This is a genomic window from Colwellia sp. BRX10-3, assembly GCF_014077505.1.
Lineage (GTDB): Bacteria > Pseudomonadota > Gammaproteobacteria > Enterobacterales > Alteromonadaceae > Cognaticolwellia.
Map to the genome: position 1 here is coordinate 397,033 of NZ_JACGWA010000001.1, position 25,932 is coordinate 422,964.

General features: G+C 37.5%; 14 protein-coding genes and 1 riboswitch. Of the genes, 9 read left to right on the plus strand and 5 right to left on the minus strand.

Annotated elements, in window-relative coordinates:
* The first annotated feature begins 217 nt into the window (after positions 1 to 217).
* A riboswitch (cobalamin riboswitch) is annotated at positions 218 to 394 on the plus strand.
* Positions 395 to 495: 101 nt separating this feature from the next.
* From H4J38_RS01790 to H4J38_RS01805, 4 genes are all read left to right on the plus strand, one after another.
* Positions 496 to 2,493, plus strand: coding sequence for a TonB-dependent receptor (locus tag H4J38_RS01790; RefSeq protein ID WP_182128891.1), 1,998 nt, complete (start codon positions 496 to 498; stop codon positions 2,491 to 2,493).
* Complete coding sequence (locus H4J38_RS01795; RefSeq protein ID WP_182128893.1) at positions 2,494 to 3,975, plus strand: cadherin repeat domain-containing protein; 1,482 nt, start codon at positions 2,494 to 2,496, stop codon at positions 3,973 to 3,975. It abuts the gene before it with no gap.
* A 402-nt stretch (positions 3,976 to 4,377) separates the two neighbouring features.
* The gene (locus H4J38_RS01800) at positions 4,378 to 5,190 is read left to right on the plus strand and encodes a cobalamin-binding protein (protein WP_182128894.1); all 813 of its coding nucleotides are present in this window, start codon (positions 4,378 to 4,380) and stop codon (positions 5,188 to 5,190) included.
* A gap of 1 nt (position 5,191) precedes the next feature.
* Positions 5,192 to 10,828: an ABC transporter substrate-binding protein gene (locus H4J38_RS01805; RefSeq protein WP_182128896.1), complete on the plus strand. Its 5,637-nt coding sequence runs from the start codon at positions 5,192 to 5,194 to the stop codon at positions 10,826 to 10,828.
* A 301-nt stretch (positions 10,829 to 11,129) separates the two neighbouring features.
* Here the strand turns inward: H4J38_RS01805 and H4J38_RS01810 are convergent, their stop codons facing one another.
* The gene (locus H4J38_RS01810) at positions 11,130 to 15,179 is read right to left on the minus strand and encodes an ExeM/NucH family extracellular endonuclease (protein WP_182128898.1); all 4,050 of its coding nucleotides are present in this window, start codon (positions 15,177 to 15,179) and stop codon (positions 11,130 to 11,132) included.
* A gap of 571 nt (positions 15,180 to 15,750) precedes the next feature.
* Here H4J38_RS01810 and H4J38_RS01815 point away from each other — a divergent pair.
* The 4 genes from H4J38_RS01815 (at position 15,751) to H4J38_RS01830 (ending at position 19,802) form a co-directional block, all read left to right on the plus strand.
* The gene (locus H4J38_RS01815; RefSeq protein WP_182128900.1) at positions 15,751 to 17,295 is read left to right on the plus strand and encodes a hypothetical protein; all 1,545 of its coding nucleotides are present in this window, start codon (positions 15,751 to 15,753) and stop codon (positions 17,293 to 17,295) included.
* Positions 17,296 to 17,474: 179 nt separating this feature from the next.
* Positions 17,475 to 17,687, plus strand: coding sequence for a hypothetical protein (locus tag H4J38_RS01820; RefSeq protein WP_182128902.1), 213 nt, complete (start codon positions 17,475 to 17,477; stop codon positions 17,685 to 17,687).
* A gap of 143 nt (positions 17,688 to 17,830) precedes the next feature.
* The gene (locus H4J38_RS17330; RefSeq protein WP_182128904.1) at positions 17,831 to 18,583 is read left to right on the plus strand and encodes a response regulator transcription factor; all 753 of its coding nucleotides are present in this window, start codon (positions 17,831 to 17,833) and stop codon (positions 18,581 to 18,583) included.
* Positions 18,576 to 19,802, plus strand: coding sequence for a HAMP domain-containing sensor histidine kinase (locus H4J38_RS01830; protein WP_182128906.1), 1,227 nt, complete (start codon positions 18,576 to 18,578; stop codon positions 19,800 to 19,802). Before H4J38_RS17330 ends, H4J38_RS01830 begins: the two co-directional genes overlap by 8 nt.
* A 239-nt stretch (positions 19,803 to 20,041) precedes the next feature.
* Here H4J38_RS01830 and H4J38_RS01835 read toward each other — a convergent pair whose 3' ends face one another.
* The 3 genes from H4J38_RS01835 to H4J38_RS01845 form a co-directional block, all read right to left on the minus strand.
* On the minus strand, positions 20,042 to 21,715 hold the full coding sequence (locus H4J38_RS01835; protein ID WP_182128908.1) for an RluA family pseudouridine synthase: 1,674 nt from the start codon (positions 21,713 to 21,715) through the stop codon (positions 20,042 to 20,044).
* Between the two features lie 177 nt (positions 21,716 to 21,892).
* A complete protein-coding gene (locus tag H4J38_RS01840; RefSeq protein ID WP_182128910.1) occupies positions 21,893 to 23,020 on the minus strand; it encodes an OprD family outer membrane porin in 1,128 nt (375 codons plus the stop codon).
* Between the two features lie 295 nt (positions 23,021 to 23,315).
* Complete coding sequence (locus tag H4J38_RS01845) at positions 23,316 to 23,600, minus strand: hypothetical protein (RefSeq protein WP_182128912.1); 285 nt, start codon at positions 23,598 to 23,600, stop codon at positions 23,316 to 23,318.
* Positions 23,601 to 24,515: 915 nt separating this feature from the next.
* Between H4J38_RS01845 and H4J38_RS01850 the strand changes: the two genes are divergently transcribed.
* Entirely contained in the window at positions 24,516 to 25,352 is an 837-nt protein-coding gene (locus tag H4J38_RS01850; RefSeq protein WP_182128914.1) for a GGDEF domain-containing protein, read from the plus strand.
* 238 nt (positions 25,353 to 25,590) lie between these two features.
* On the opposite strand, the gene H4J38_RS01855 is transcribed toward H4J38_RS01850, so the two are convergent.
* Positions 25,591 to 25,842, minus strand: coding sequence for a TIGR03643 family protein (locus H4J38_RS01855; RefSeq protein ID WP_182130072.1), 252 nt, complete (start codon positions 25,840 to 25,842; stop codon positions 25,591 to 25,593).
* Positions 25,843 to 25,932: the final 90 nt, after the last annotated feature.

The following is a 25,932-nucleotide window of genomic DNA, read 5'->3' on the forward strand; positions in this document are numbered from 1 at the left end:
TAATAATCATCGACCAATCAAGTAGTTAACTTATAAAGGCTTCTGAATTTATTCAGAAGCCTTTATTTTTGCAACTATCAACCGCTGCATCACTAGTATCGCCAAAAATAGATCTAATTATCAGTATTATCCAGATAAAACACTTCAGCAGATAAATTTTCAATCAGTAGATTAATAACTCTAACTATTGACAAGCTATAGCAATGGGTTCAAAATTGCGGCTCAAAATTGCTTAGGTGCTCGATATTTATACGTTAACAACGTAAAAATTAAGAGATAATCGGGAAGTTAGTGACTTTGCTATACGCATAAGTCTGACGCTGCCCCCGCAACGGTAATACTTTGTTAATTACAAAGTTAAGCCCGGAGACCGGCCTAAACAACATAGAATTATTTGCAGTGCGGTGGGCGCTACGGAAATATAATGACATTAGCTTCAATTTAGCTAAATCGTCAGTAATCTTCCGTACCTCCCTCAAAACTTTTGAGGTGATCATGTTCTCTTATTTACGCTATTTATTTATAATTTTCCCTGTGGCTATGCCCACTTTTGCACAAGATGAACCTGCTTCTGATGAAGAACTCGAAGTTATCGAAGTTGTAAATGATCAAAGTTTCAACTCACCTAATTATCAAGTGTTGCAGCGTGAAAGTTTTGTCCATTCATCACAAACCCTTGCTGATATTTTACAATCTGTTAATGGTATTCAAATTCGTCAAATAAGTGGTATTGGTAATCCTGTCTCAGTTTCTATTCGAGGCTCGAGCAGCAAGCAAGTACAGCTCTATATTGATGGTCAACTTATTAATGATAGTCAGTTTGGTGGTTTTGACTTAAACCAAATTCCTACTGAACAAATTGAAAGTATTGAAATTAGCAAAAACCAAGCCATTGGCACTGGCGCGACGCCCATTGGCGGCGTTATACGCATCAACACTTATAATCCGACTGAAGACACCAGTAAGCTAACATTAGCCACAGGGTCATTTGGCTATCGTGAAGCTAACATATTATTTAATAAAGCCTTTAAGGCTCATAGTCTGTCATTTGGTGGCCATTATGTTCAGAGTGACAATGATTATGACTTTCTTGTGCCGCAAAGTTTTGAAGATAGCACCAAGTCAGATGTACAAGCATTAAGAAATAATGAGTTCACCAAGAAGACTCTGTTTATCAATGATATTCTTCAATTTGGTCAACATCAGATCAGATTAAATCTCCAATACAATGATCAAGACAAACACTTGCCCAACTATCGCAATAACTCTCCTGAAAATAGCTCAGCCTTAAACTCAGACAACATTCGCTATAGTTACCAGCATCAATGGTTAAGTAATTCATCTTGGTTAGATTCAATAGAGTTTGAAGCTTATGCTGAAGACAAAGACGAACGTTATATTTCGAGCCAAGACTCAGTAATATTTGATATCAATAATTATAAAACCAACAAGCAACATATAGGCTTTAAACCACTACTGACTTGGCATACCTTTAATCTGATACCTTTTATCAGTTTCAATAAACAAAAATTTTCCTCTGTTAGTCAACATAATGGTCAACCAACACAATGTAATGGTATTGGTTCATGTGATATTTCGGCAAAACAAAAAAAATTCAACCTAGGTTCTCGTCTAGAGTGGCAACCCGTGTCATTGCCTATGGAAGCTTACGTATTGATCAGTAATTTACGTGAAGAAAACTCAAACACGGCACGTAATCAGCCCGATGCTGAAAAATTTCAAGACAATGAAACTTACTTAACCACCGAATTAGGCTTAAGTGTTAAACATGAAAATTATAAAATTACCGCCAACTTAAGTGACGGTGTAAGAACACCAACACTATACGAATTATTTGGAGATCGCGGCTCTTTTAAAGGTAATGACAATTTACTTCCTGAAGAAGCCAAGACACTTTCAGTTGGGGGTCAATATAATGATAAAAAGCTGTCAATATCATCTTCCGTTTACCAACAAAAATTAGAAAATTCTATAGTCGCTATTTTCAATTCAAGTAATGTTGGCAGCTATAGTAATGTCAGTGATGCAAATTTATTAGGCTTTGAAATCCAAGTTAATTATCAATTATTTGATGCACTATCCTTATCGTTACAAGCGAACCTAATTGACAGTGAAATTGAATCTGACTTTGTCGCATTTAATAATAATAAGCTACCGGGCATCTATCATCAGCAATACAGCGTCGCGCTAAAATATAAAGTAAATAAAGCATGGCATATGTCATTTAAAACCAGTCAAGACAAAGACTTGTACTTCAATCTTATTAACAGATTTCAAAATGACGTTAGTCACTTTGGTAACGGGAATCCAGCCAACCGCACAGTATCTGATCTGTCAATATATTGGAAACAAGACAAGCATCGCGTGTCTTTCAGTGCCAACAATCTATTTAATGATAAGTATCAAGATCTTGCGAACAGAAGATCGCAAGGTCGCAGTTTACAAATAAAATACACAATCGAGGGATTATAAATGTTAACAAGTTTTAGAAAACAATTACTGCCACTAAGTTTAGTGATCGGAACAACTATACTTGCAGGCTGTGGTGGCGGCTCAGACAGTAATGACGCTCCACTAGTTACCGGTGCAACTAGCCCTATCGTTGAAGAGAATACAACATTAGTTAGCAACTATAATGCAACAGATGCTGATGGCGATGCCATAACCTTGTCTTTAAGCGGTAGTTCCAGTAGTTTGTTTACTATCACACAAGCCGGTGAATTAAGCTTTTTAAACGCCCCTGATTTTGAAAATGGCGATGTAGGTCCTTTCGCCGTAACTATTATTGCTACTGACGACAGTAAAAAACGTTTAACGGGCGAGTTATCCGTTCAAGTAACGGTTGGTGATGTTAAAGACACACCTTCGTTTGCCGTTGTGCAAACGGTTGCACCTGATTATTCAGGCTCAGAAGTCGTTACATTAGATCCCTCAACACAATTAGTGACTAAAGGTTATTACATTAAAGATGGCTCTGACTACACGGTACGTAGTTACAATAAAGACGTTTTTCATATCGGTCGTTTCTTTATTGACACAATATCAAAATATAATGCAGATGCCCTTGATACTGAAATCTGGACTTATACTACACAAGATAATGGCGATTCTAGTTCACGTAATCCATACGATATCGTTTCGGTAAGTGAGACTAAGGCCTATATTTTGCGCTACGGTTCAAGCAAGGTTTGGATTGTAAACCCACAAGCAACCACAGCTGAAGACTTTAAAATTGGCGAATTAGATCTTGACGCTTATATAGATAGCAATAATAGCAATGGTACACCTAACCCTGCAGCAGGTGCTGTGGTCGATGGTAAATTATTTATTGCCTTACAACGTTTGGATGACTCTTATGCACCAAATACGGCTTACATTGCTGTTTTTGATACTGAAACCGACCTAGAAATAGAAACTAACGCCAACGCTGATGACGCAGTTATGGGCATTCCTTTAGTGGGTATAAACCCACTTGATAACAGCATTGTTAGCAAAGATGGCATCGTTTATGTAACGACCCGTAACTCATACACAGACACTGATTTAACTTTCAGCCGTATTGAAGCTATTTCAGCAAGTGATTACAGCTTGAGCACAGTATTGACTGCTGCCGATATAGCCGGCAATTCAGGTAGTTTTATTGGTTCAAGTGTGATCGTTTCTGCAACAAAAGGTTATTTCGTAGCTGGTGAAACTTTTTACTCGCCTTATCGTGTACTTTCAACTGTTTACAGCTTCAATCCAACAACTGGTGCTATTGCTGATGAAGGACTAGTAGATACGGGTTCAGAGCAAATAAGCCATATTAATTTAGATGCCGCGAATTACCTTTGGATCAGTGTTAGCAACCCAACTAATCCAGGTGTTGACGTAATAAATACTGAAACAAATATAAAAGCGCTACCTAGATTTGCCACTGATTTAAACCCAACGGCCATTGCATTTATCGAATAGTAAAATGCGAACTTGATAATGCATGAATAACAAAACCGCTTTACAGCGGTTTTTTTATTTTTGAGCAACTAACTAACAATATGCCAAAACAGTATTAACGTTAAATTCAGCTTTATCAGACACGAAATATCTGTGCGACACAAAATGCCTGTTTAAACTCATTCAACCTAAGGTGACAAATTAATATTAAATACAGATAAGCTTATCGCATTAATAACTAAACTATTGCGCGGAAAAATCAAAAGCACGAAACATTAAAAAATTAATCATTAGGTCTCACTTTTTGATAAAGTAAAAACACTCAGTCTAAACATCACTTATTCATAGCGAAACTTTACTTATAAACAAGTAATGAAAAGACAATGTTATGACAAGACAACTGTGAATCAACAAGGAAAATGCATGACTTCAGTTCCTGAACCTAAATGGCCAGAGCGAATTATCTGCTTAACAGAAGAAACGACAGAAGCACTTTATCTTATGGGGGAAGACCACCGTATTGTTGGCATTTCAGCCTATACAATGCGCCCAGAACGCGCTCGAAAAGAAAAAACAAAAGTCAGTGCTTACATAACTGCAAGAACAGATAAAATATTATCGCTAAAACCAGATTTAGTTTTAGCATTTTCTGACATGCAGGCTGATATCGTCGCAGACTTGATTAAAGAAGGTATACAAGTTCACTGCTTTAACCATCGCAGTATTAGCGAAATTCTGCAGATGATACGCACGTTATCGGGCTTAATAGGCCAGCCAGAAAAAGGCGAAAAACTTGTCACTGATATGCAAAACAATTTACGTAGAATTAAACAACAGGCGGAAAAATTACCCGTGCGACCAAAAGTTTATTTTGAAGAATGGTTTGACCCCATTATCACAGGAATTGGTTGGGTAAGTGAGCTGATAGAAATTGCCGGCGGAATAGATTGCTATCAAGAATTTTCAACACAATCATTAGCAAAAAACCGTATTGTGGCTGATGCCAGTGACGTTATTGCCAAACAACCAGATATTTACATTGCCTCTTGGTGCGGTCGTAAATTTGATCAAGAAAAAGTAACATCTAGAGTCGGTTGGCAAGACATACCCGCCATAAAAAATGGCGATATTTTTGAGATAAACTCGACCGATATCTTACAACCAGGGCCTGCAGCACTAACCGATGGTGTAGAACAATTGGCTGAAATTATCAAACAATGGGCTGCACGCGCATAATATGTTGAAATTTTTGCGTAATAAAAAAGCCTTATTGGCTTTATTCTGTCTATTAACTTTACTTATTAGCCGCCAAAGCACAGGGCAAGAACTCGAAAAAGTTTCCATTCAATTCAATTGGTTTCACCAATTTCAATATGCGGGTTACTATGCGGCAAAAGAACAAGGCTTTTATCAAGAGTTAGGATTAGATGTAGAGTTAAGAGAACGCAAAGAAATAGGTGCCATTGAAGATTATATTATTGAGGGTAAAGCAGATTATGGCATAAATGACTCTAGCTTAATCATTGCTAAAAGTCAGGGTAAACCTGTCGTTATTGTTGCACAAATATTTCAGCATTCCCCCACAACTATCACAACATTGCGATCTTCCAGCATCGCCAGTCCATTTGATCTGATTGGTAAGCGCATCATGGTAGATAAAAAATGGAAAAACTTTGCCCCGATTACTGCCATGCTAATGCAAGCAGAACAAGATATGTCAGCGTTTACTTGGCAAGAGAAAAGTGGCAGCTTTGCCGCATTAACACTTGGTGAAACCGATGCTATTTTAACTTATAGCACCAATGAGCCGTTCGAGTTTGAGCAAGCAGGTATTGATATATTAACTATTAGCCCTAGAGACTACGGTATTGATTTTTATGGTGACAGTCTTTTTACCAGCGAGTCAGAGGTTAAAAACAATCCTCAACGTGTACAGGCTATTCGTCAAGCAACCATTAAAGGTTGGCAGTATGCACTTAACCATCAAGCAGAAATCATTAAGTTAATTGAAGATAAATATAATAGCCAAGGAAAGTCTCATCACCATTTAGTTTTTGAAGCCAACGAAATCAGTAAAATAATTTTAGCTAAATTTATTCCTCTGGGTTCAATCACTAGAACCCGTATGGAAAAAATCAGTGAAATTTATCACCAACTTGGCATGATAGATACGCCTTTTATACCCCATAATTTATTACTCGAAGATGCCCTAAACAGCTTTGCACCTAAGCACAGTACCTTCGATAGTAGCACCTTGTTAATTATCATGATGATATTGATATCATTATTATTAATTTTTTCTACACTGCTACTACCAAAAATAATTAGCCAACAACGCCTAGCCTCATTTATGGCATCGCGCAAATTTCCATTCATCGTACATTCCATATCGATACTCAATATTGCGATTATATTCACTGTTATTTACCTGACACTGCAAGATGATGAAAAAATCACCCGAGCCAACATGCAAAGGAACCTTGAATTTGTGGTCGAAGCAACAAAAACTCGACTCCATGATTGGATCAGCGAACAAGAAAGGTTATTAAAACAAATAGCTAAAAATGACATTGTGGTCAAACTTACTAGAGAATTGCACTTGCAGTCGGCGTTAAACGAAACGCTTAGAACGTCAGAATCCACACAAAAAATTCGTCAATATTTTCGTCAAAGTAGCATTGAAGGAATAGACTTCTCCATTATTAGCTCTGAACACATCAACATTGGTTCTAATCGTGATGAAAACTTAGATAAAATCAACGTAATAGCACAGCAACATCCCGATATTATCGCAGCTGTTTTTGCCGGAGAAAGTCACTTTGTGCCACCAAAAAAACTGGATGTATTAGGATCATTAAGTAACCCTAACAATCCCATAGACCAATACAGTATGTTTATGATCACGCCGATCATTAATGATCGTAATCAGGTTATTGCGGCATTGTCTATGCGAATTCAACCTAGTGGCCAAATATCTAACATTATGCAGCAAGGCCGTATTGGCGACTCTGGCGAAAGTTATTTAGTCAGTAGACAAGGACAAATGCTTTCCAGAAGTCGTTTTGAGACTGAATTTGCTGCAATAAGCTATTTTCAAGCATTCAGTAAAAGCAAACAGCCCATCGCACTTAAAGACCCACAAATAAATCTAATGCAACACCCTGATACGGTTATTGATGGTCAGCAATTACCCTTCACATTTATGGCAAACCACCTCGTTAATAGTGCCCGTTCAGATAACATTAGCTTAATTACCAGTAATAAAATAACCAGTAATGTTTTGGGATATAACGACTATCGTGGTGTATCCGTTTTTGGCGCTTGGTTATGGGACAATAAGTATGGTTTAGGCATCACAACAGAAATCAACGCAAATGAAGCCATGTCTGGGGTAAATTCACTGCGTAACAAATTGATGTTAATTGCTTTTATCACTCTGTTATTAACCTTAACATCGAACATATTTACCATTTCTGTCGGACAACGTTCAACAAAATATATGCGCCGTTCAAAAGAAGAACTAGAGCAACTGGTGGTAAAGCGCACGGTTGAATTACATCAACGTGAACGAGCATTGTGGGAGTTATACGAACATGCGCCAGTCGCATATGCCACGTTAAACGCGCAAGGTGTGTTTATTAAGCACAACTCTGCATTTGCGCATATGTTTAAGCGACCAAGAGAAACGTTTACGTCCTTAAATTGGCAAAACTTTGTTGCGCCAGCGCATTATGTACATAAAATATTTCAAACTAAATCTCACCCTTTAAAGTGTGAAATTCCAGTAGATATTAACGATACACAAACGATAGACACCATGTTGTCTGCCCTCCCTGTTTATAATGAAGTTGAACAGTTAATTGAGGTGCGATTAACATTAATCGATATTACGCAAAGAAATGCAGCCCAAGCACAATTTACCGCGTTAATGGAGTCAGCACCTGACGCCATATTAATGTTAGATAAACATCGAGAACACAGCATGGTCAATTCACAAGTATTAACCATGTTTGGCTATGAAAAATCTGAGCTGATCGGTGAAAAAATTGAGCAACTATTACCCGAAGAAACAAGTTTACATATTTTTGACCAAATACTGCATGAGTCAACGCCAGAAAAACAATTACTCGAACTTACCGGAAAGCGAAAAAATGGCAGTGAGTTCTCTGCAGAAGTAACGGTTAGCGCACTTGATATCCATAATGAGCGTTTTATTGTTGCCATTATTAGAGATATTACCGAACGTAAACTGCATGACGCAGCATTAGCTGAACACATTATATTCCAGCAGGCATTGGCCGATACCATTCCTTACCCAATATTTGTTAAAGCCCCTGACTCAACATTTACTAACGTAAACAAAGCTTACGAACAAACCTTTAATGTTAAACGAGAAGATATTATTGGCAAAACGGTACTCGACTTACACTATTTACCCTTAGCAGACCGCAAAGCCTATCAAGCGGAAGATACTGAAATTATTGCCTCAATGGGTATGGTACGAAAAGAAATTTCGCTTGTTTATGGCGATGGGTTAGCCCATACCACCATGTATTGGGTAAAAAGTTTTGCAAAGGCTGATGGCAGTGCTGGCGGACTTTTAGGCACTTTTGTTGATATCAGTGAACAAAAAATGGCAGAGCAAACACTCGCCCATGCAAAATCTTTAGCCGAAGATGCGGTTAAAGCCAAATCTAACTTTTTAGCTAATATGTCGCATGAAATTCGCACCCCCATGAATGCCATTATTGGTATGTCGGCGTTAGCACTAAAAACTAACTTAACACCAGAGCAACAAAATCATATTGCTAAGGTTAATCTTGCTGCCGAATCATTAATGGGTATCGTTAATGATATTTTGGACTTTTCAAAAATTGAAGCTAATAAACTTGATATTGAAACAATCCCGTTTTGCTTAGACGATATTTTAGATAATCTCAGTAATATGTTAGTTGATAAACTTAACGAAAAACAAACTGAGCTGATTTTTGATATTGATAAAAACGTGCCGCTTAATCTAATTGGTGATCCGCTACGCCTTGGCCAAATACTCACCAACCTCGGTAGCAATGCGGCTAAATTCACTGAAAAAGGTGAAATAAAAGTCCACGTTTCATGCCTTAATAAGCATGAAGATAAGGTAACGTTAAAGTTCTCTATTTGTGATACCGGCATAGGGATGAATACACAGCAACAAGAGAAATTATTCCAATCTTTCAGTCAGGCCGATTCATCAACAACTCGAAAATATGGTGGCACAGGTTTGGGATTAGCCATATGCAAACGCCTTGTTGAATTATTAGGTGGCGAAATATGGCTTGAAAGTGAAGAAAATAACGGTAGTAAATTTCATTTTACACTTAGCTATCGAAGCCAGTCGCTAGAAAATATTGAATCTAAAAAATCTAACTTAACTTCGATAACAGGTTTGAAAATTGCCTTAATAACAGACAATGAAACCTATCAGCCAATTTTACAGCGAATTTTAAAATCATTCGGTTTTAAGGTCGAAAACTATCACTCTGTCGCGCAGGCATTACCTAAACTAAAACAGCAAACCAACACTTTTGATGCCTTGTTATTCGACCTTATAAATTGCAGTGACAATAAAAACTGCAGCGATATTGGGTTAATTCGAGCTGCCAATATTGATTTACCCATATTACATATTCTGCCAAATAAACGAAAAATGTCGGTACTAGCACTCGAAGGAGATGAAAAGTATTCCACCATTTTTAAACCGATAACGACCTCAAACTTACTTGACAGCTTATTGATAGCTTTAGGCTACGAAAATCTGCGAAGTGTTAAATATAATTTATTTGATAACGAAGCACCTTCTGCAATAGACACACTGCAAGGTGCTAAAATATTACTCGTTGAAGATAATGAAATAAATCAAGAATTGGCCACTGAATTATTAAATAATCATGGTATTGAAGTGGTGGTAAGCAATAATGGCCAAGAAGCAATAGAGCGCATTAATAATGAACACTTTGACGGTGTATTAATGGATTGCCAAATGCCCGTTAAAGACGGCTACACCACCACGCGAGAACTCCGTCAAGATCCACGATTTATCGATTTACCTATTATCGCTATGACTGCCGATGTGATGGCAGGCGATCGTGAAAAAGCTTTAAAATCAGGAATGAATGAACATATTGGTAAGCCGATCAACACCAGTGAATTATTTGTAAAGTTGGCACAATGGGTGACACCAATCAATTCATATAACTCACATAAAAAAAACAGTAACAACGACGATAGCGCCCTGTTATTAACACAAGCAAATAAGCAAATTACTCTCCCTGACCTTAACGGTATCGATATAAAAGCAGGTTTAGCGATAGCGGAAAATAATCACGAACTTTATCAGCGCTTATTACTTAAATTTAAAGACCACTATGCAAATGCGATAGCACCTATAGAAGCAGCATTAAATAAAAATGATTTTGCCACCATAGAGCGTCTAGCACACACCTTGAAAGGTGTAGCTGGCAATATTGGTGCTACGCAGCTTTATCAGCTTTGCCAATTATTAGAGAGCAGTGCTAACCAACACAATATATCGCCATTGATTTTAACACAATGTCAGGATGAACTAAGTCGTATTCAAGTGGCATTAGCCGCAATAAATCATTCGGTGTCAGCAGAGATGATTTTCAATATTTCAACCTGTAAAACCCTTATTGCGCAATTAAAAATTGACGTAGATAATTATGATGTTTCCGCTATCGATACCATTCAAACTTTATTATCAATGACTCAACAGCAAGCCTACCATCAACAACTGAAAAACATTATGGCAAAAGTTGAAGTTTATGAGTTTGACGATGCCGCCATACTACTAAAAGAAATTATAATTGAGTAATCAACTAATAACGCATAAGCCTAATTTTTGACAAGCTAATAACCTCAGAAATCATAAGAAATATACCACTACATGTTTGCTAAATTGTATTGTTGATAACGATGATTGAACCATAAATATCAACACCAAATACCTAGTTTAGCGAGGTAAGATCAAAAAAAACATCTACCCAATGGGCAGATGTTTTTTTAATGAATTTCGCTAAATTAAATTAACAGTGATAATTCAGCGTGTTTCCTCTAGATTACTCATGTCAGTAGCAAATCTAAATAAGACAGTTTGCTCACTGATTATTCACCGCCTAATTATTTAGCGGCTCTGGGTATAAAGCTTCCAAAGTTAGGGTTACATCACTGTAATGACGCTCGCCGCGTAATCTTATATACCAAGTACCTGAACTGGGTAAATCCATCACACAGCTTTCTTCATTGCCAGCTAACTTAGGGCGACAATCAAACTTCTGTGTATTAGGTTTTTTACCTGCTCGAACATATAAATCAACGTTACCTGCGCCACCCATAATTTTAGCGGTAAAGCTTACAGACGTTTCTGGTACTTCAAATTTAAAAGTGCTCCAGCGTGATTTTGTGCCAAGGTCTGTATGCACTTCTTTCACTGAAATAAGTGGCGTTACACCCTCAATTTCAACTAACACAGGATCATGGTCGGATGCGCGATAGGCATTACTGTCGTACATAGTAACTAGCTGCTCGGCATTTTTATATTCCATGTTGTAATCAAGAATAGTCGGCTCATCAGCATTGATATGCCATTCAGTAACATCAATCACTTTTTCGCTTAATGACGTTGACGTCAAAGCATGATCTAACGTGCCAATTTCTCCTCGGTAAGCGTAGCTATACGCCATATCGCCGATAAACTGTTGAGCAAGGTTAGTAAAACCAGCATTTTCAATGGTTTTTACCGGGTCTTCTTTACTGTAAGCATTCAGATCACCGATGATTAATATATCATCATCTGCAATACCGGTTGGATATGTCGCTAACCAAGCCGTGATCGCTTCTGCCGCTTGAACACGTCGTAGGTTATAACAACCTTGGCCATCAAGCTTATCTTCATTTTCAATGCCACCACTGCTTGAACAGCCTTTAGAGCGAAAGTGATTGATCGCTACGGTTAAACGCTCGCCCGTTTCAATAGCTCTGAAAGATTGCGCCATAGGTGGACGGTTATGATATTCAAATGGGAATGCAGTTAAATAAGCAGTCGTACCAAATTCAGTCACAGCTTTATCATTGTAAATCATCGCCACCTTAATGCGATCACCACCGAGAAGTTCTACTCCCGTTGCTGCATCAGCAGGAATATTTGGATTAACAAAACTGTAATGAACATTAGCCGGTGCCACAAGGTTTAACCCGTGAACTAAATCTTGGATGGCGCTATGCTCACCGAAACCGTCATTTTCCATTTCAAGTAAACCAACTATATCGGCATCCATCTTGGTTATAGCCGCAATTATTTTACTGCGCTGACGGTCAAACTCTTCAACACTATCTGCGCCTCTTGACGTAGGGAAACCACCACCTAAACCATCACCATTAAAATAATTTAATACGTTAAAACTTGCGATACGCAGGTTGCCGCTAGCTAGCTCAGGTGCATCAGTTCTCAAATTAACACTCTCAAACGTCGGCGGTTCAACAGGAATAATTCGATAATTACCAAAACTATAATCCACTACACCGGTTAACGCCGTTACCGTATCTCCAGCACGTAACGTATTTGCTGCTGATAAGCCATTGGTTGGGTAGATGATATTTTTAGGGTTTGAACCATTAACACCATCATCAAGCGTGACTTTATTTAGGACATTTTGAGCCGCTAAAGCGCTATACTCAGCTGAGGCTGGAAGATAGATATTGGTTGGTACATACAACCGACCATTTGATAAAGCAACTTCACCGTAACGGCCTAGACTGTAGTTGTCAGTGACGGTTAGCGTATCAGAAATAGTGACTAACATGCCTTCGATGCTTTCCCGTGCTTCACTCGAACTAAACGGTAAAGTTAAATTGCTGGCTAATACGCTATCAACACCACAATCTAATGTAGCTTCTGTTGCATTGATTTGTGTTTTGCCATAACTTTCTGAGATGCTACCAATTACCCTAACGATAGTATTTACCGCAGGATATTCGCCGCTGCTCAATGCAACAAAAATGCCTTCTGATGTTAGTGGGTCGGCATCTTGATCAATAACTTCTTCTTGCATAAAAAAGCCGTTTAGCGCAGGAAAACTACCCGTTACTACACCTTCAATAATATGCGCTTCACCAACTAATGGTGATGAAAATTCTGCACCTTGCACAGCGCTGATTAACGTTGCTGGGGAAGTACATTCGCCAATAAGGCTAATAGGGTCTTCGCCACCATTGCTTTCGTGGCTGCCGATAAAGTCAAAGGTGTTATTAGCATAACCATCCCATTCCAATGCAGGGTCAAAGATATCATCAATGATGGTATCGCCCACGCTTATTGAGCTTTTGCGCACTAAAGTATTATCTTTGGTACTTTGTAAATCACTGCCCCATTGTGAGCCAGGATCTTCACCAACACGGCCGATTGAATCGATGACAACATTATCTTTATATAATACATATGCGTCATCGCCGTTATGGCTGACTGAGTTGGATATTTGGTTGGCAACGTCAAGTATTGCTGAAGCCGCAGCAGAATTAGCAATCACATAAACGCTATTCCCAGCAATTACACCGTCAAGGTTAATCATGGTTGCTGACGTACTACCATTGCTAAAACGGCCTAGTTGATAATTGCCCGCGCTTAAATCGACGGCATTTCCAGAAGGGTTATAAAATTCTAGCGCTTTGTTAAGGCTACTGCCTTCAATGTACTCAGAAATGAAAATTTCTGGATTAATAACGACGTGCTGACCTAAGTCTGAAAATACATCTTTACCAAAACCGGTCCATTGCTGTGCAGGATCAAAGGCATCATCGATAACGGTGTCGCCAGAGACAACGCTGCTGTTGCGACGTAAAGTATTGTCTTTGGTGGTATAAGTATCACTACCCCAAGCAGAGCCTGGGTCTTCACCAACAAGTCCGAAAGAATCTACTACTTCGTTATTTTTATACAATACGTAAGCGTCATCACCATTATGGCTGAGTGAGCCACTTAATTGATCAGCAAGACTTTGCACCGCGTTTGAAGCTCTTGAATTTGCAATGACAAATGTGCCATTTCCAGCGACGATACCATCCAAGTTGATCATTGATGCGGTTGTGCCACCGTTACTAAAACGACCTAATTGGTAATTGTCAGCCGTTAAATCTATTTCACTACTTGAGGCATTATAAAGTTCTAGTGCTTTGTTATAACTGCTGCCTTCAACATATTCAGAAATAAACAAGGCGCTTGATGATGGTGTGCCAGTATCGCCACCACCAGTATCTCCGCCGCCAGTATCTCCACCGCCGGTATCGCCACCACCAGTATTTCCTCCACCTGCACCAGTACAAGCTTCGGCGCTAAACAATAAACTTACCCACTCAGGATGATCAACAAAAGGGTTACGGTTACCTTGATATTCATAAATGCGGTTATGTCTGTTTTGCTCTGTAGCATCAACAGGGTCTGCAGCATGCCATTCAAGTAATCGACATAAACGACCAATTTCGCTGGCGCCAACAGCCGTTAAACGGTCAACAACTTGTAAATCAGGCGTTGCATCGAAACCTTCATAACGCGTATCCATATAGAAAACCATACGGGCCACATCACCTTTAACTGAATCTCTAGGTTCAAAAGAGTCATTATCAACTCTATTTGCCGGCGCTTCAGACAAAGGGGCATCGCTGTTATCAAAATCTAAATTTCCGCGCGACGAATTCACTGAAATATCGGTAGGACGTAAATGATGAATATCGGTATAAGCTTCTAAACTTGAAGCTGAAAAACCATGACTTTTTGGCCAAACATGCTCACGGTTCCAGTTATCTGGGTTGGTGCTTTGCGAACCGCTACCATTTGACATTTTAGGTAATGAAATGCCGCTATAAAGTAAAATTACGTTAGCTGTATTAGCAGGGTCTTCATCAGTTTGAGTTAGGGCCGACCACACTTCTGAATAAGATAAGTTTTTGTGGTTTTGGCTGATTGCACTGGTTATGTTTGTTTTTATTTCGCTTGCTAACAAATTATTGTTAATTGCCGCAAAAACATCAGCATAGTAATTTCCATCATTAAAACTGCCTGCATCGGCAACTTTATCTAGTGGCGGGCAGTTAAAACATGCATCGGTAATATCACTAGCTTGCGCTAGCGATGCACAAAAATAAGCAAATATTATAGGGGATTTTAGTTTCATTATTATTCCTATTGGTAGTATTTCTCATAGTATTTCATGACTAAATGTCAAAAATATTACAACCTTCAACAGAGCACTACATCTAATCAATTTAATCTGTATCCAGCCTGAAATATCTCATAACCTAACCATCTGGTCAAATTTCAATCGACTTTTTATAGAAATATAAATAGATATACTACTTATAATTAATCGTATTTTTAAAAAATGCTATTGCACAATTTATTACTTGACCATTTGTACAGTATTTGACCAGATTTATAGCTATTGAATTAGAGAATATTATTTACCGCGATAGGTGCTTAAGATAGTAGAGTTTTATAAAGGAGGAAGTGCCGTATTTAAGTCACTATTGGATGAAACGTTATGATGAGTTATACCTGTTGAGTCCTAGTCCATATTGTGGAGACTAATTTTGAATTTGAGATCGTTAAGGTTGTAAAATGGTTAACATACCTGACGAATTCAACAATGTTGGCTGAAAATCCAGATATACACTTTCTTTTTAACTTTCATTTAACATTCAGCCTGTATTCTTATTATCACCAGAGTGACCAAAAGGCTCAACCTTATGAAAGTGATAAAAATATATCTTAAGCGATTATCCAAGCTGCTAATTTTCTGCCTGTTTAGTATCATGGTGATAATCAGTATTGGTTTACTACTACCCTTAACAAATTTTTCAGCCGGTCAAACGTACCAAACATTAGTTATTAATAATGTTTCAATCATTGATGTAATCAATGGCACAACTATTCCAAACCAGAACATTCTCATTCAAGATAATTACATTAAAAAAATATCCACAGTACCTCTGATCACAAACAAGAACGCAGTTGTTATCGATGGTTCAAATCAGTTTGTTATGCCTGGTCTTTGGGATATGCACACTCACTTTATGCACCATTCCCCTGAACTGCATTTTCCGCTGCTAATTGCCCACGGCGTGACCCATGTACGTGAAATGGGTTTTGGTTCTCCTGCTGAAGTAAGTCCTGATGAAAGCATTCTCATGTCCCTAAAAGATCGTGATCAATGGCGTAGTCAAATCAGTAATCAAAAGCTTATTGGTCCTTATATCAGCACTTCTGCAGTCTATCAAATCGAAGAATTCGGCGACATATGGGATAATGAAGACCAAATCCCCCCTTTTGAAACTATTCTTAAAGTTTTTACAAAACTGGAAAAAAGCGGTGTCGATTTTATTAAAATAACACTAGAAAACAATCCACCGAAAGAATTTTTTTATGACATTATGACTGCTGCAAACCAAGTAGGATTAAATGTAGTAGGACATAAGCCACGAAAGGTATCTGCCATTGAAGCATCAAACCTTGGTATGAAAAGTTTTGAGCATGCCCGATTTATTATCTATGAAAGCTCTTCATTAAGAGATACTTACCTCAATGGTTCATTTAAGGGCAAAGGCACTCAAGATGAAATATATAGTGAAATGATTAACAGCTATCAACCTCGCTTGGCAGAAAATACCTTTAAAGCATTTAAAGGTAATGATACTTGGTATTGCCCAACCCATATTACAAGACGCTGGGAAGCGCGCTATGATGATGAAGCTTATATCAATGATGAACGTCTAAAATATGTGCCTTATTTACTGCGTACTTTATGGAATATCGATGCATTTATGCTGGGTAGAAAGGAGTCGAGCAAAGTATCTAACGACTTCTACAAACTTGGTTTAACTATAACTAAGCAAGCCCATGAAGTAGGCATAGGCTTGTTAGCAGGTAGCGACTCACCAGATCCTTATTCATTTCATGGCAGTGCACTTTGGGATGAACTATTAGAATTTGATAAAGCAAAAATAGCCTCCAAAGACATTTTGAAGATAGCGACGATTGATTCCGCACAATTTTCAAACCAGCAAACGCAATTTGGTAGTGTTGAAGAAAATAAAATAGCCGATCTATTGTTACTAACTAAGAACCCTCTCGATAGCATTAAAAATATCGAATCTCTTGAAACCGTTATTGTACATCAGCAAATATTTGCTCAAAAAGATTTTACTATCATGAAAAACTATGTTGCTGAGATAGCAACAAGCTGGGCATTTACCAGTGCGCAAGTTTGGCTGACAATAAAGTCATTTTTTTAGCATTTAATCATATTACCTCCGTTTTACCTTCATCTTGTAAAGTATCCTTAATGATGAAGTTAAAGGAACTATTTATGCAAATAGTCGCTTGTTCAGTAAATTAGACATGAATGACACTAGCTTTTATGTTGAACCCGAGCGTGCTAGTCGCCTAGCTGCTATGTACAGTAATAATTGGTTTGGTAGCACAGCCAGAAAATGGCCTTACTAAAATACAAGCGGCTGAATCAGAGAGAAGTGTTTTAGTCTTAACCGCTGCAGACTATTCTAAATTTGTAAACTTGCTGATGACGCCAGGATCTTATCCTGATATTGTGAGTAAAGAACATGCAGCCCTAATGGCCACAAGTCAATGGCCACAAGTCAATTGCCAAAGGAAATTCCTAGCATAACAGAGCATTACTACAGCAACTCAGGTTACCGCTTCGGCATAAGTAATACTTAAGTAAATAGAGTTTTTATTGGACAGGTAAAGCCGGCAATAAAATATTGGAAAAGGAACTAATACCTATGGTTTATAACTGGTTAGAGCTGCGTGAAAATACTACTCGTTGAAGATGATATCGACATAGCTGCCAGCATTGCCGATTACCTCGAATATCAAGCAATGAGCGTAGATTTTGCTTACAGTGTTGAGCAAGCAAAAAATTTATTGTCAAATACGACCTTTGATTTGATCATAATGGATGTCAATTTGCCAGATGGCAATGGCATCTCGTTATGTCGTGAACTTAAGCAAGAACATAAAATTAAACAACCAATTTTGTTTCTTACCGCCAGAGGTGTATTAGCAGATAAACTTAAAGCTTTTGAATCAGGCGCAGTTGACTACATGGTAAAACCCTTTTCGATGCAAGAATTATTGGCTCGAATAAAGGCGCTTAATGCCCATATTAATAGTCAGGAACAATTTGAGATTTCACTTGGACCGCTATCTGTTTGTATTCAAAGTGGCGCAGTTAACTATAAGTTACCTCATGGTTCTCAACATGAGATACAACAGATCCAATTGCATAGCATAGGTTTAAAACTGCTGATTGCCTTGATGCGTAGTCACCCAAAACCGTTAAGTACTGATCGTCTTTGCGCCATTATCTGGCAAGATGAAATACCTAAAAGTAATCCGCTAAAATCACACATCTCACAGATTAATTCGCAATTTGTACGTTATTCAGAGCAAAAAATTATTACCTCGATACGTGGCATAGGTTACCAATTGTCAGTTCCCGATATAGAACAAGCAATTGTAGATCAAGTCAGTGAAAACAAAGCAGGTTCTAATGACTAAGAAAAGCTTGGCCTCTGTACTTAAATTTCAATGGTGGCTACATACTTCTTTAACGAGTTTATTCTTCATCGCCGTCACTTTTTTCTTCCTATTTTCTATGGAAGATTACTTTCTTGAAAAACAGCTCATTGATATTAGTAATATTGTTGCTGTTAACAAATCGATTAAAGGCATACCTAGCCATATTCAAATCTATTCAGCTACTGAAGCACCAAAAGCTTGGCTTGATCAACTAACGCATTTGGCGCAAAACGATGCAATAGAACTAAACAACCCGCAAGGGAATACGATACATATACTGCGCTCAAAGTTTAGTAACAGCAAAGAAGTGTTCATATTGGCTTTAGATACCAGTAAAACAAATTCTATTGCGTCGATATCTAATAAGCTGCTTATTATGATTTTACCTTGGATTATCATATTTTTAGCAATAGCATCATTTTTAGCAAAAAAATTCATACGCGAACTACAAGAGCATTTCAAACAACTATTAACCACCATCAAGCAAAGTGAATCTCCCATAGCATTAGCGCAATTTTCTGAGGCTCAATCTATCGATGAGCTAGCACAATTTGGCCAGTTATTTTCTCAAGTGTGGCAGCAAAAAATTGATATACTCAGCCGTGAAAAACAAGGTTTAGAATATCTTAGCCATGAGTTGCGCACTCCCATTCAATCATCACTGGCAACTTTAGAATTATTAGCACTTAAAACCCAAGATAAAAAAGCCATTGAACGATTAACTCGCTCACTCAACCGAATGACACGTTTGAGTAACACTATTTTATATTTGATGGAGTCAGAACAATTACTACCGACTTATCAAGTTGATGTGGTTCAGATATGCCAGCAACTTGTTGACGAATTAACACCATTGGCAGAGATAAAGAAACAAACAATTGCTATTAATACGATGGTATTAAAAACGCCGGTAAATATTGTTGCGATAAAGGAAGTTATTGAAACGTTATTATCTATCTTATTAACGAATGCGCTCCAGCATAGTAACAACAGTCCAATTACTATTACTATAAACCAAGATAAAGTCAGCATTAAAAACGAATTAAAACAAAGTATATCGTCGAAACCTGTGCTCGATCAGCAAGGGTTTGGCATTGGGTTGACTATCGCTCAACGGCTCGCTAATAAATTTAACTTGCAGTTAGATATCGTCTATAACGAACAAAATATAGCCATCGCGACCATTTCAAATAGATAGTTAAAATAACTGCAAGATACTAATTTACTTAAGTTAATTTCACTCAATGCTATTATTACCACTAACAAAAACTAACGGTTGATTACTCATTAATAAACAATCAAATGTTTAATTTTATCTTGTCTACACCCGACACTTTAAAATCAAGTTTTAATAGATACATAAAATTATACAGCTGAGTCTTTATTCGTCACTTTAATTAAGCAGTCATTATTCAAGTTTTTATGCCGAATTTAATGTTAGAAATCTGCAGCGACTTCAAACTCTAACTTACTATGATTAATCGGATGCGATAACGACAAATATTCTGCATGTAAATGTAATCGTTCAGCTTTCACGCCATAATGATCATCGCCAACAATCGGCATATTTAAGCCCAACTTATGCGCACAGTGCACTCTAAGTTGGTGAGTTCGGCCGGTTTTAGGAAACAAATGTAGTCGCGTAGTGTTATTTTTTCGCTCCAACACTCGCCACGTGGTTAGCGCGTGTTTGCCGTGTTGATAACAAACCAATTGTCGCGGTTTATCATCAAAATCTAACGTCAGTGGTAAATCAATGCTACCAACGTCTTCGACTACGTTTCCTGCAACCAAGGCGACGTAACGTTTCTCTATAGTGCGTTCAATAAACTGTTTTTGCAGCGCTTTATGGGCTCTTTTATTGAGAGCAATAATTAAGAGTCCTGAAGTCGACATATCTAAACGATGGACAATAAGCGGCCCAGAGGCTTGAGGAAATTGCGTTTTAATACGCATATAAACCGAATCTTCTATATTTTTACCTGGCACAGATAAAAACTCGGCAGGCTTATTTACTACCAACATATCTGAGTCTTGATAAACTATGGTTAAGTCTTTACCAAGTGCGGGATTGATCAACAGCGGATTATCATCAACCTGCAAACCTTTAAGCATATGAGATAAAATTGGCTGGCATTTACTGTAGCATGAAGGGTAGTAGTTTTTATGCTGTCGAACGGCCGATTTTGGCGCAGCGCCCCACCAAAACTCAGCCATAGCAATAGGGATTAAGTTATGTTGATAAGCGTACTGCAATAATTTCGGTGCAGCACAATCACCTGCGCCAGCCGGTGGCATATGTTCAGGTAGTTCGGCAAAAATAGCATTTAAATCTTTCGTTTCGCCAATGGCATTGAGAAAATCATATTGAGCAAAAAGTTTTTTCTGTAAATGTTTTGAACGTGATTTACGTAATTTCTTTAACTTGTCAATTTCACTGGTGAGTTGGCTTAAGGCTTGTTGCAATAATTCGACTTTGTTTTGCCCATTTTGTTTGAGCGCTTGCAATTGCTTTTTCTCTTGAATGCTTTGCCCTGCCAACCTGGTTTTTAACTGCTCAAATTCATGTTCATTAAGTTGCCCAACAGCTTCACAGCGTTGCTGTTTTCTTTGCAGACGACTCGCCACGATTAAACGTTGTTGCGCTGATAATGCTTGTTGGAAAGTTGCTGTTGCTTCACTAAGTTCTTTATTGATAGCACTTAGCTGCTGACTACTTTCTAACTGCTTAATATCCGCGTTTATATTGTTAATAATGCGATTTTCAGCTAAGAATGCTGAGTCTTGTAATTGCATATTAGAAACTGCTGGTACAAAATTAATCTCAGTTGATTCGCTTTCAAGTTGTCCCGAAAATGCACTTAGAAACCCGAGCTGTTGCAGGCTATTTTGCACCACTAATACGCCAAACATTTTACCCGCACTGACATCATCCGCATCGGTGTTGTCCAACCATGGCGCTAGCATTTCAAGCTGTTGCTGTAACTGCTCAACTGCCGCTATCGCTAAAGGTTGTGGTTGATAATAAAAGGGGAAAGTAAACTTTTCTGGCAGCGTTAAAAGGTCAATGGACTGAGAAAACAACGTAAAACAGGGAGTAAGGTTTGTCATGGCGATATAATCATGAAATGTTCAATAAGGCAATAAATCGAGATGATAACATATTCAGTGTTCTGTCACTCAATAACCTCTGCAAAGCGAAACAAGATTAAAATAATGATAAAATCATTTAATGAGCCAAATTTTAAAAGGCTCACACATGCTAATTTATTAAGTTAATAGGTAAGACTAAAAACCCATATTAAACATGGCTAAAACCATTTCGCCATCTTGATGCAAATGATGATAAATAAAATCAAACGCCATATCGTTACCAAAATAATAACTAACAAAAATGTCTATTTCATCTTCACCTTTATCAAAGGCAACGTTTAATAAACCTATGGTTAGATTTTCAAAGCCACTATAGTCAACACCAACAGCAAAAGCATTTTGATCTAATACGCCTTCAATGGTGTGGTCTGCAGCACTGGTAAAAAATGGTCCACCACCAAAGCCATTAATAATGGTGCCCGAAACATAATTATACGAAGAGCTAAAGGTGAAGTTATTTAACGTATAACTGGCCAAAACGCCATAAACGTCACCGTCTGGGCCGGTATGGTTATCGCTATTATCTGATTGCTTTCCAAATTGCGCGCCAAATGAGAAATCATCAAATTCAACCATAGCCTCAAGGTAGAAAAGGTCGGCTAAATCATTCGCTTTATAATACCAAGTTTGTAAGGCTACATTATCAAAGCCTTGATACACAATGCCAAATACGTTGACACCAGCACTGTCGTTAAGGTCAGTAAATTTTTCTGGTTTGTCGCTATCAACCCCAGACCATTTCGTTAAATGTGCCGCATAAACTGTAGTATCAGCAATATCAGTGTTAGTAACTAAAACACCTGAAAAGGTATTTGGCACCATGCGAATATCATCCATATCAGCATGAGGAGAGTCAAAACCAAAACGCCCTACTTTAACTTCTGTCGCAGCGATATTTGCCTGCAAATAGGCTTGTCCTAAAATGGTATAGCTATCACCGTTAGAGGCAAAAAAATCACTATTATCATCGTGAAATAGTTTTTGTGTTGCATATAAACTGCCTGCTGCACTGATACCATGCCAACTTCCACTGCTATAATTTAGCGCTGCACCCACGGCTGAACCTTGAGCACTAGCCTCATTTTCGTCATTAATTGAAATATAACCCAGGCGAACACGTCCAGAAAAACCAGTATTTGAAACGTCAGAAATAACGACAGCACTTTGTATTTCAGTACTTTCAGATGCATAAACATAAGTAGAAAAAGAACTGGTGATGGCAATACAAGCAATAACTGCTAATGGCTTTTTAAAAGTATTCATGTCTGAGGTTAAGAATCGGGTAAAAGTGCGGCAAATATAGAGATTAAATTAACCAGAATCAATATTTAATAAAAAATAACATCATAATTAAGCTTATTAATGACAATTAATCGCTGCCGTCTGAATCGCTGGATATAAAAAATAAGTATAACTATTATTCAGCACAGATAATTTATCTATCACCTAAATTGAAAGCTCTTTATTTACGCTTTTATTGAACTATTCAGGAGGTTTACTCTAACGTCTAAACTACAGTAAGCGCTTTAATTGATTAACCAATTTTCATTCACTTAAGTTATTTAATTAAGCTTACACCTGCGACTTCTAGAACAGTTTTAGCCTCGGCTCGCTCAATAATTTTTACTATAGTCGTTTGAATAGTCTCGTCTTTTCGCACATCACCGGCACTAGAGAATTTTTCTTCCTGAGCATCAGCACCTGCTTCTAAAACAAAACTAACCACCACTTGTGATGCGCAATTTTCAGATTCACCAAAATATGCCAAGGTAATTTGAGGGTAGCCTTGAAAACCAGCCTTAACTTTTTTTGCTATTCGTTTTGTTGATTTATCTAAATTCATAATATCTATCCAGAAGAAGTATATGCCCAATTAATGGACTGATTATGTTGACTAAAATATGCTGCGAAAACAACATTAGCTAGCAATTAACCGGCTAGCTAATGCTGGTTGCTAGTTTGCATTACTTTTTAGCCATTGACTAATGATGTTTGTAATATAGTTAATTGATGTTTATCGCCGACTAGTTTTGGCCACAAATTTAAATTCACGCCAATAGTTTTGTATCTGCCTTATTTCAGTGCATTTTTAAGTTACTATTTCAAACAGGTTTACCCGCGAAAAACGACAGTAAGGAAAGTTAAATACAACTACGTAGGCCGACTGAATAGTTAAATAAGTGATTGCTAAAATGGCTAAGCTGTTAATACATGTTAACTACTAGCCTGACTCAGTATGAGCATTCATTAAGACTTAGAAACACTTAAAACTGAGTAGATACTACTTGGCCATTTTATAAACATAGTTTTATTATGCTATTAAATTGCACCCTCCCAATAAAAGTGTTACACATTGTAAAAGATTAAAAAAATGTAAAAGATTCAAAATATTATTATTTTTAAAGTTATTACATGCTCGATTTTTTCGCAATAAACCAAAAGACTATGCATTATAGATATGGGTTAAAGTTTATATTATATGGATACAGCAGTTCCGAGTAATAACAAGCAGACTGATAATAGAGAGAAGTTCTCCCATTTTTTGATGTCGCAATGCTTAAACGTTAGGCGTGGGGCTTTAACAGCCGGATTACTCTTATACCTAGCATTTGCCATTATGGATGTAGTTAAATTCCCCAGTGAAATATACATATTAACACTAACATCTAGGCTAGTTTTAGTGATACTGCCCTTATTGTATTTAAATTGCATATATTGGTTCAACCCCCCGATAACGATACGTTCAAACATATTATTAATGTTGTTTATCTACTTGGCTGTGGGCTTAAATCACACCTTTATCTATTATCTTTCTGACATAAATGGTTTTTCATTTTCTCAGCTTGGTTTAATACTCATTATAATGTTTGGCTGCTTACTTATGGTTCTGCCGATCAAACCTGCAGCCATAGCCACTGTGATTATTCTCTGCGTATTTGCAGCGGTAAATATTCACTTAAGCCACCCATTAACCGACTTAATATTCACGCTGGTAATTTTGATTTTTGTTGCAACTATTTGTCTTCTGGTTAATATAATCGGCCAAAAAACGCTCTATAAAAATTATTTATTAATCAATCGCCTTTACAACGAATCAATAACAGACGGATTAACAAAACTCAACAACAGAAGATCATTTCAAGAGCAAATAGAAAAATTAAACTCGATTGCCGTGCGTGACGAAGTTACCCTGGGTTTAATTTTTGTTGATGCAGATTATTTTAAAATAATCAACGACTCTTGCGGTCATAGCATAGGTGATGAGGTTTTAAAAAAGCTAGCTCGCGTAATAGATGAAAAATGTCGTCGTACTGAAGATATTGGCTTTCGCATAGGTGGCGATGAATTTGCAGTGATTCTCTATGGGGTAAATAGAGCAAAACTTGAAGAAACATGTTTAGAAATAGTCAAAGATGTGGCAAATTTAAACTTGAAGAATAATGGCAGAATCCTTAAAACGTCAGTCTCTGTCGGAGCAGCGTTAAAGCCTAAAAGTACTAGAATATCCAGTGATAAACTGGTTAAATTAGCTGACGAATATTTATATGAAGCAAAAGAAAATGGCAGAAACCAACACTGTTTAAAAACTATTTAACAACTGTTCCATAGTCGTTACTGATACCTAGTATTGAGTATTTGATGCTTAAAATGCATGTAATTTAATACAGTTTATCTAAACAAAAGCAGCGGTTAGCGTTTTAATGTTTTATGACTTAATGAATAACTTTTAGGTAGCTAGATAACCTATCATTGTAACTTAGGAATTTACTTACCTACACAATGTAAAATCGCATCAAGCTATACTAGCATCGTTAAACCTCAGTTTTTCTATATCAGCGCTGTTTATACTGCGTTGGGCAGTAGCCTCTTGAAATGTCAGGGCTTCTAAGTTTGAGATGTTTTGTCGAGCGACCAGACACTCTTTTACGCCAGAGCTTAAAGCTATTTGGCTTTAAATGACTGCGCATAAATTTAATAACTTCGGTCTCTTTCATATTAAATTGTTGCTCTATAGCTTCAAATGGAGTTCTGTCTTCCCAGGCCATTTCTATAATTCTTGATTCTTCACTGACGAACAATGACATAAAAAACCCTAAGCATAATAATGTTGGCAAATACTGAGTAAAGCTATACGAATACGCGACAATAAAAGACCAATTTACAGTCATATATTT